Below are 8,472 nucleotides of genomic sequence, written 5' to 3' on the forward strand. Positions count from 1 at the left end.
TCCCGTTCAGTTCAGGCCCAGCTCGTGCCAGACCTGGGTTGCCGTGTGATGAAGGATGCCGTGCCGGCGGGCCAGGGCCAGGCGGTCGGCGGAATAGCCGCCGCCGATCACCCCTACCACCGGTATATCCGCCGCCAGGCAGCGCCGCAAGACCAGCCCGTCCCGGGCGGCGAGACCGGCGTCGGTGAGGTCCAGATAGCCCAGGGCGTCGTCGCGGTGGACGTCGACGCCGGCGTCGTAGAGCACCACGTCGGGTTGATGAAGCGGCAGCAGATAGCCCAGGGCGTCGTCGAGTACCTGCAGGTACCCGGTATCGTCCAGGCCGCGGGGCAGGGGGATGTCCCAGTCGCTGTGCGCCTTGCGCGCCGGATAGTTGGTGGCGCAGTGCAGCGAGACGGTGACGGCGTCCGGCACCTCGGCGAGGATGCGTGCCGTGCCATCGCCCTGGTGGACGTCGCAGTCCAGGATCAGCACCCGTCCGGCGCGCCCGCTTTCCAGCAGCGACAGCGCCAGGATCGCCAGGTCGTTGAAGATGCAGAAGCCGGCCGGATAGTCGTGGTGCGCATGGTGGGTACCGCCGGCCAGGTGACAGGCCAGGCCATGGCGCAGCGCCAGCTCCAGGGTGAGCAGGGAACCGCCCACGGCGCGGAGGGTACGGCGCACCAGGGCTTCGCTCCAGGGCAGGCCCAGCTGGCGCTGCAGCGGCGGCGCCAGCTCGCCGGCCTGGAAGGCGCGGACGTAGTCGGGCGCATGGGCCAGCGCCAGCACCTCGTCCGGGCAGAGCTCGGGCCGCCGCCAGTTGTCCGCGCCGAGGATGCCACTGGCGCTCAGGTGCTCGTGCAGCAGGCGGAACTTCTCCATCGGAAAGCGATGGCCAGCGGGGAAGGGTGGACTGTAGTCCTCGTGGTAGACCAGCGGCAGGCGCGTGCTCAAAACACCAGAAGCTCCAGGATGAACCAGACGATGCCGGTGCAGAAACCCAGCGCCAGGAGGAACAGCAGGCCGTCGCGGGCGATCAGCGACAGGGCGAAGGAGGTCAATGCCAGCCCCGCCGTGGTATTGGCGAAGGGCACAAGGTCCAGCACCGGCATGGTCGCGGCGATGAGGATGCAGAGCAGGGCGGTGACGAAGTGCGCCGGTCGCGAGGTGAGTACCCGCAGCCGTGATTTGACCACCTTGTCCACCCAGCGCGCCGGCTTCTGCAGCAGCCGCAACGACTTGCGCAGCTTGCCGCGCGAGACCGAACGCTGCAGCACCCAGCGCGGCAGCCAGAAATGATCCCGGCCGAGCAGCAGCTGGCCACTCACCAGCATCACGAAGATGGCAATGGCGGTGGCGATACCGGGAATGCCGGTCAGCGGCGAGACCGCCAGCACCCCCGGCAGGAGGATCATGGGACCGAAGGAGCGGCTGCCGATGGCGTCGATCAGGTGCTGCACCGACACCTGGCTGGGGCTGTTGCCGACTCGCTCCAGGCAGGCCAGAAAGCTCTGGAGATCCACCGGGCCATCCTGTCCGGCATCGCAGCTGGCGGGCTCCTGCTCCAGGGCCTGGTCCTTCATGGCTGGCCGCTGTCCAGCATGCGCCGGATCCAGCGCGTCAGATCCTGGCGACCATAGGGCTTGTTGAGAATGGGAAAGCGCTCGCCGTTGCCTTCCTCCAGCTCCAGCGCGTTGTTGGCATACCCCGTGGTGAGCAGGATGCGCAATTCGGGCTGCCGCCGCTGGGCCTCCTTGGCCAGCATCACGCCATTCATGCCGCCGGGCATGATGAGATCGCTGAACAACAGATCGACCGCGGGCTCGCGGGCAAGGATATCCAGCGCCTGCTGGCCATTATGAGCGACCAGCACCTGGTAGCCGGTCTCCTCCAGGATGGCCTGGGCCAGCGCCGCTACGTCCGGTCGGTCATCCACCACCAGGATGGTCTCGGAGCCACCGCCGTCTTCGTGCGGGGTGGGCAGAGGTACCGGATGCTCGCGCGCTTCCTCTTCGGAAACCGGGAAGTAGAGGCGCACCGAGGTGCCTATGCCGACTTCGGAATAGAGCCTGACCAGGCCGCCCGACTGCTTGAGAAAGCCATAGACCATGGACAGGCCCAGGCCACTGCCCTGGCCTTCGTCACGGGTGGTGAAGAAGGGATCCAGGGCACGCCCGAGCACGTCGGTGGACATGCCGCCGCCGGTGTCGGTCAGGGCGATGCAGACATAATGCCCCTGGGCCAGGCCACCGTGCGCCAGGTCCTGGCCACTGACCTCGACATTGAGGGTTTCCAGGGTCAGGGTGCCCGTGCCTCGCTCCTGCATGGCGAGGCGCGCGTTGTCGACGATATTGAGCAGCGCCGTTTCCAGCTGGCTCGGATCGAGACGGCAATTCCACAGCGCCGGCGCCGGGCGGAAGATGAAGCGGAAAGGCCCGCCCAGCGCCTGGGCGAGGCGTCCCTGGCGGGCCTTGATGAGCTTGTTCAGGTCCACTGCGCGCCCGGTCAGGCGCTGCTTGCGGGCGAAGGCCAGCAACTGCTGGGTCAGGGTCGCCGCCCGATTTACCGCGTCGCGGGTGTTGTCGACATGGCGCTTGGCCTTGTCCTTGTCCAGCTCCGGACGGTCCAGGTTGATCCTCAGGATATCCAGATAGCCGACCATCACCTGCAGCAGGTTGTTGAAGTCGTGGGCGATGCCACCGGTGAGCTGACCCAGGGCTTCCATCTTCTGCGCCTGGCGCAGGGCGTCTTCGGCATCGCGCCGACGGGAGACATCCAGCTGCGAGGCGAAGTAGTAGCGCAGCTGCCCCTCGGGATCGAACACCGGCGAGATGAACAGCGCGTTCCAGAACGTCGAGCCGTCCTTGCGGTAGTTGAGCAGTTCGATGTCGCAATCACGCTGCTCGCGCACGGCAGTGCGGATTTCGGCGATGTGCTCCGGGCGGGTATCGGGCCCTTGCAGGAAGCGGCAATTGCGCCCCATCACTTCGTCCAGGGCGTAGCCGGTCGTCCGCAGGAAGGATTCGTTGGCGAAGATGATCGGATTATCCGGCTGGTGCGGATCCGTCACGATCATCGGCATCCGGGTCTTCTTCACGGCGGCAAAGAAGATGTCGTCGTGTCCGAGGCCCTTGCCCAACTCCGCGATCAGCGCGGCGGAAGGGTGGGGAGACGAAGCGTTGGCGGTTTCGGTCATGGAGAGGAAGCCTGCGAGCGGACAGCGATACCTGCATTGTGACCACTTATGCGGCCACAAGCTCCACCAGTTATCGTCATACGATGAGCAATAGGTCTGGAAGCACGGCGAACGCACAGGATTTGACCGGTTTTGCGTATGATGATCGCTCTCTGTCAAGGAACCCTCCCCATGAGCAAGGTGCTGGACAACCTGGTCGATCTGCTGACCCTCGAATCCCTGGCCCCCGATCTGTATCGAGGCGGCAGCCAGGATCTCGGCTTTCCCCAGCTCTTTGGTGGACAGGTGCTGGGCCAGGCGCTGTCGGCAGCCAGCCAGACCGTGCCGGTGGAGCGCCGCGTGCACTCGCTGCACGGCTACTTCCTGCGCGCCGGCTCGGCGGTGGAGCCAGTGACCTACCAGGTGGATCGCATCCGCGATGGCGGCAGCTTTTCCACCCGTCGGGTCACCGCCTTCCAGGGCGAACAGCCGATCTTCTTCTGCAGCGCCTCCTTCCATGTCGAGGAGCCTGGTTTCGAGCACCAGACGACCATGCCGGAGGTGCCCGCACCCGAGACCCTGCAGTCGGAGATCGCCCATGCCCAGCGCTATGCCGAGCTGATCCCCGCGCCGCTGCGCGACAAGTTGCTGGGGCCACGGCCGATCGAGATGCGCCCGGTGGTCTTTACCGATCCCTTCCAGCCGGAGCCCACCGAACCGGTCCGCCACGTCTGGTTCCGCGCCACCGGTGATCTGCCGGACCAGCCGGCGCTGCATCGCTATCTGCTGGCCTACGCCTCTGACTTCAACCTGCTGCCGAGTTCGCTGCTGCCCCATGGCACCAGCTTCTGGGACCGCTCGCTGCAGATCGCCAGCCTTGATCACGCGGTCTGGTTCCATCGCGATTTCCGCCTGGACGACTGGCTGCTGTACGCCATCGACAGTCCCTGGGCCGGCGGTGCCCGCGGCCTGTGTCGCGGCAGCATCTACAACCGCGCCGGTCAGTTGGTGGCCTCGGTGGCTCAGGAAGGACTGATTCGCAAACGCGGCTGAGGCGAGACCCTCTAGCTGGATATTTGCGCAGCACCCTTATAGGCTCTTGCTGCGAAGGATCGGATGCCCGGGGTGGGCGTCCAGACACATAATCAGTTTGGGGCATCGTTCTTGAATCGACTCGAGCGCGTGGTAACCGGTATCCAGGGGCTGGATGAGATCTTGAAGGGTGGCCTGGTCGCAGGCGCGTCCTATGTCATCCAGGGGCGTCCGGGCTCCGGCAAATCGATCATGGCCAATCAGATCGCCTTCAACCATGTGCGTGGTGGTGGGCGAGTGCTCTTTGCGACCATGCTGTCGGAAACCCATGAGCGGATGTTCCAGTTCTTTTCCACGCTGGATTTCTTCGATCGCTCCTGCATCGGTGACCAGGTCCAGTATCTGAGTGCCTTCGACACCATGGAAGGCGAGGGCCTGGACGAGGTGGTGCGCCTGCTGCGGCGCGAGATCAGCCGGCAGAAGGCCAGTCTGCTGGTGGTCGATGGCCTGCTCAACGCCCGCTCGCGCGCGGAAACGCCCATCGACACCAAGAAATTCATCGCCGAGTTGCAGGGCCACGCGGCCTTTGCCGGTTGCACGGTGATCTTTCTAACCAGCGCCCGCCTCGAAGACGGCAGCCCGGAACACACCATGGTCGACGGGGTGCTGGATCTGCACGAGGAAGAGATCGGCAGTCGCACCATCCGCCGGCTGGCACTGCGCAAGACCCGCGGCAGCGGCGCCCTGCCGGGCTTCCATGAGTTCACCATTTCCGATGTCGGCATCACCGTGTTCCCGCGCTTGGAGACGCTCTATCGCGATCCCTCGGCGGGCTCGACCTACCGGATCGGTCACCGGCGCGTGCCGAGTGGCATGGCGTCGCTCGATGCAATGATCAGAAACGGCCTGCCGGAAAGTTCGACCACCCTGATCATGGGGCCCTCGGGCGCTGGCAAGACCTCCATAAGTCTCAACTTCCTGGCGGCCTGCACGCCGGAAGCGCCCGCCCTGATGTTCGGCTTCTACGAACCCCCGGAGCGGCTGCTGCTCAAGGCGAGCGCCCTGGGCGTGGATCTGGCGAGTCGCCTCGACGAGGGCGCCCTGCACCTGCACTGGCAACCCACCACCGAAATGCGCCTCGACGAGGTGGGCATCAAGTTGCTGGCGATGGTCAGAGAGCATGGCATCAAGCGGCTGGTGATCGACAGCCTCGGCGCCATCGCCCGCTTCGCCCTGCCGCAAGGACGGCTCATCGAATACTTCAGCGCGTTACTGAACGAGCTACGCACCCAAGGCGTCACAGTTCTAGCAACCTGGGAACTGCGCGACGTCTTTGGCGCTGATATAGCCGCGCCGGCGCCCGAACTTTCCAGCATGGTGGACAATCTGATTCTGCTGCGATTCGTCGAGGCCGAAGCCGAGATCAAGCGAGTGCTGTCCATCCTCAAGGTCAGGGACAGCATCTACGATCCCTCTCTGTGTGAGCTGGTGATAGACGATTCGGGAATCGAACTCAAAAAGGCATTCAAAGACATGGTGAAGGTACTTTCAGGTTCAGCCATGCCCTCAACACAACCATGATCGCGTCGGGTGGGAGAATCTCCAGATGACGACGATACTGGTAGTCGATGACGAATTTCTGATAGCGGACATCCTGGCCTTCGCCCTCGAAGACGAAGGTTACATGGTGGTCAAGGCGAGCAACGGTCGCCGCGCGCTTGATGTCTTCGATCGAGAACTACCGTCGCTGGTCATCACCGATTTCATGATGCCGGTGATGAACGGTCGTGAACTGGCAGAGGCCCTGCGTGAACGTCAGGGGCTGCAACATCTGCCCATCATCCTGATGAGCGGAGCCCAGGCGCACCTGGCCCAGGAGAGCGGGGACCTGTTCGACGCCGTGTTCCAGAAGCCGTTCAACATCGGCGACATCGTGGATGCGGTACACCGGCAACTGGTCACCCTGGAGCGCTAACGAGCCCCAAACGAAAAAGGCCTGTCTAGACAGGCCTTTTTCGTTTGGGGCTGGCGCGCAACCAGCCCTGCGTCTCCGATCAGGAGCGCGAAAGCAGTACGCCCAGTACGAAACCGACACCGCCGGCGATGGCCAGTGCAGTGAAGGGCTTGTCGGCGGTCACATTGCGCGCGCAGTCGATGGCCTGGCCATACTGCTCCTGCAGCTTGCCTTCCAGTTGACGGGCCTTGCCTTCGGCCTGCCAATCGGCATTGCCGGTTGCGGCGCCAAAGCTATCCTGGACCTTGCCGGTAGCATCCTTGGCACTGCCTATGATCTGATCGGTATTCATAAATGCACCTCGTGTTGGAAAACGGGGGAGGTCATGCCAAGCGGCATGCTTCCTTTATTGATCCGCGCCAGACGCATTTCGTTCAGGTCAATTTGCCGTTCGCCACATCTTTCGCGGTTCCCTGCCGAGAGGATTCATGATCTCCAGCCGTTTTTCCGCCCTTTGCCTGCTGTCGCTACTGGCTGGCTGCAGTACCCAGCAGCCGCCGGTCGAGCCCCCGACCAGTGCCGACGACCTCTTTGCCCGTCCGGTCATCGGCGGAAGCGTCCTGCGCGAGGATTCACGCCTGCAGCTGGCGCTCGCCCTGGAGGATGGCGGTTCCGCCCTGGTATCTCTGGATTGCGCGGCTGACCAGGCGGAACTGCTCTATCTGGATGGCGCTCAGCGGGTCTATCCCGGGCGGGTGAATGCCTATGCCGCGCCCCTGCCGCTGAGCGCTGCCAAGGTCGCGGCGTTCAAGCAGCGTCCCGATGTGGCGGCGCTCTGCGCCCAGCCGGCCAACACCGACTGGCGCGCCCTCGCCAGCGGCCCCGGGGGTGATACCCTGTTGATCGACCGTAACAGCCTGATGGATGCCAACGGAGTACGCCGCTTCTGGGGCGGTCAGCAATTGGCGGTCGCGGTGCAGACGCCACGCTATGGCGCTCCGGTACGCCAGTGGCGCGAATCCCTGGCCGCCGACTGCACGGCGCGCCGTTACCTGCTGCTGGCGCGCTATGGCCTGGACGACCGCGGGCGGGTGACCGACAGCCAATTGGGCGCCCAAGGTCAGGAGGCCTTCACGACGGCGCCGGTCGAGCGGCGTACGCTGCTGGAAGCCGCCTGTGATCGTCGGGACGCCTTGCTGGCCACGCCACGCCTGGAGGGGGTCAAGGCTGCGGCTACGCCATCGACCGCACCGCCGCCCCTCGGTGAATTGCCCGCAGCCCAGGCACAGCCCCTGCAGGCGCTAAAGGCGCAAGCGCTGCCGGCACCGCGTCTGGCCGTCCAGCGCTTCGTGGAGGAGGGCGAAAGCCGCTACGAAGGTCAGACCCATGCCTATCGCGAAGAGGTTCAGGTCAGCGCCGGTCCTCAGCCCGGACTGCTGCGCTTCAGTGCCCAGGGCAAGGCGGCCCGGGTCGATTCGCTCACCTGGCGCGGGCTGATCGATCTGGTCCGCCGCACCCGTATCGACAACGGCAATCTGCCGGTGGAAGAAGTGGCCAGCCTGGACCAGTTGGCCTTCAGCGGCGACTGGCGCGCCCTCGCCGTGGGCAGCCAGGTTGGCTATCAGGCGCGGCAATCCCTGACCGGCAATCTCAAAGGCAACGAGCAGCGCGAAATCCGGCTGTCCTGCAAGGTGGTGAGCGAAGGCGAGGCACGCAAGGTACTGGCAAGCCTCAGCGGCCGGGCCAAGACCCTGGAGTGCCAGCATGGCGAGGCGGGGAGCGGACCGCGGAGTCGCTGGACCTATCTGGAAGACTACGGCTTCTTCCACCTGACCAGTGTCGGCGCTGGCCGGGCCATGGGGCTGGAAAAGCAGCTGCGGGAGTTGCGATAGCCGCGCCAGAGCCCTTGGCCGAATCCCGGACGCTCAGGAACGACCTGGAAGTTCCCATATGATATTTGCCTTATAGGTAAATATCACTCTCGAAAAGGGCTCTTTTTGGCGAATTAGTACCAGGAGTACGCTGTGTCTATCGAAACAGCCAAACCAAGAGGTATTCGCTATGAAAGTCCTGGGTGTCCAAGCCATCGTCGCCGTCCTGTTCCTGGGCCTGCTTTCGGGTACGGCGTCCGCAGCCAGCCGCGATGTATCGAACAAGTCGATCCGTGCCAATGCGCAAACGCAGTTCCAGTCGGAGCATCCGAACCGGGTCTCCGCGCTCTACCAGAACAACGCCAACTAGTCGGGCTGCTGTTCCGCCGCCCCGGCGCCCCACTCGGCGCCGGGGAGGCGTGCTGTCCGGCCCGCCGCCAGGGACACGTCTAAGGCATTTT

9 protein-coding genes are annotated in these 8,472 nt (G+C 64.8%); 5 read left to right on the forward strand and 4 right to left on the reverse strand.

Annotation, left to right across the window (positions count from 1 at the left end; genetic code table 11):
- Positions 1 to 6: 6 nt before the first annotated feature.
- From QMX82_RS15220 to QMX82_RS15230, 3 genes are read right to left on the reverse strand one after another with little or no spacing between them, the layout of a single operon-like run.
- Positions 7 to 933 (reverse strand): histone deacetylase family protein, encoded by a 927-nt coding sequence (locus QMX82_RS15220; protein WP_282285024.1) that lies wholly within the window; start codon positions 931 to 933, stop codon positions 7 to 9.
- A complete protein-coding gene (locus tag QMX82_RS15225) occupies positions 930 to 1,562 on the reverse strand; it encodes an exopolysaccharide biosynthesis protein (RefSeq protein WP_282285026.1) in 633 nt (210 codons plus the stop codon). Before QMX82_RS15225 ends, QMX82_RS15220 begins: the two co-directional genes overlap by 4 nt.
- Positions 1,559 to 3,175: a histidine kinase famiy protein gene (locus tag QMX82_RS15230; protein WP_208691718.1), complete on the reverse strand. Its 1,617-nt coding sequence runs from the start codon at positions 3,173 to 3,175 to the stop codon at positions 1,559 to 1,561. Before QMX82_RS15230 ends, QMX82_RS15225 begins: the two co-directional genes overlap by 4 nt.
- Positions 3,176 to 3,346: 171 nt before the next feature.
- Between QMX82_RS15230 and tesB the strand changes: the two genes are divergently transcribed.
- The 3 genes from tesB to QMX82_RS15245 all read left to right on the forward strand — a co-directional run bounded on the left by tesB (position 3,347) and on the right by QMX82_RS15245 (position 6,161).
- Positions 3,347 to 4,207, forward strand: a complete 861-nt coding sequence (gene tesB / locus QMX82_RS15235) for an acyl-CoA thioesterase II (protein ID WP_282285030.1) — start codon at positions 3,347 to 3,349, stop codon at positions 4,205 to 4,207.
- 63 nt (positions 4,208 to 4,270) lie between these two features.
- The gene (locus QMX82_RS15240; protein ID WP_208691716.1) at positions 4,271 to 5,767 is read left to right on the forward strand and encodes an ATPase domain-containing protein; all 1,497 of its coding nucleotides are present in this window, start codon (positions 4,271 to 4,273) and stop codon (positions 5,765 to 5,767) included.
- 25 nt (positions 5,768 to 5,792) lie between these two features.
- Entirely contained in the window at positions 5,793 to 6,161 is a 369-nt protein-coding gene (locus tag QMX82_RS15245; RefSeq protein ID WP_208691715.1) for a response regulator, read from the forward strand.
- A gap of 79 nt (positions 6,162 to 6,240) precedes the next feature.
- On the opposite strand, the gene QMX82_RS15250 is transcribed toward QMX82_RS15245, so the two are convergent.
- Entirely contained in the window at positions 6,241 to 6,492 is a 252-nt protein-coding gene (locus tag QMX82_RS15250; RefSeq protein ID WP_208691714.1) for a CsbD family protein, read from the reverse strand.
- 136 nt (positions 6,493 to 6,628) lie between these two features.
- Here QMX82_RS15250 and QMX82_RS15255 point away from each other — a divergent pair, with 136 nt between their 5' ends.
- Both QMX82_RS15255 and QMX82_RS15260 read left to right on the forward strand, forming a co-directional pair.
- Positions 6,629 to 8,032, forward strand: a complete 1,404-nt coding sequence (locus QMX82_RS15255) for a hypothetical protein (protein WP_282285036.1) — start codon at positions 6,629 to 6,631, stop codon at positions 8,030 to 8,032.
- Between the two features lie 169 nt (positions 8,033 to 8,201).
- Positions 8,202 to 8,381 (forward strand): hypothetical protein, encoded by a 180-nt coding sequence (locus QMX82_RS15260; RefSeq protein ID WP_133861123.1) that lies wholly within the window; start codon positions 8,202 to 8,204, stop codon positions 8,379 to 8,381.
- Positions 8,382 to 8,472 lie beyond the last annotated feature (91 nt).

The sequence above is a fragment of the Pseudomonas sp. PS02302 genome, assembly GCF_029959585.1.
Classification (GTDB): Bacteria; Pseudomonadota; Gammaproteobacteria; order Pseudomonadales; family Pseudomonadaceae; genus Chryseomonas; species Chryseomonas aestiva.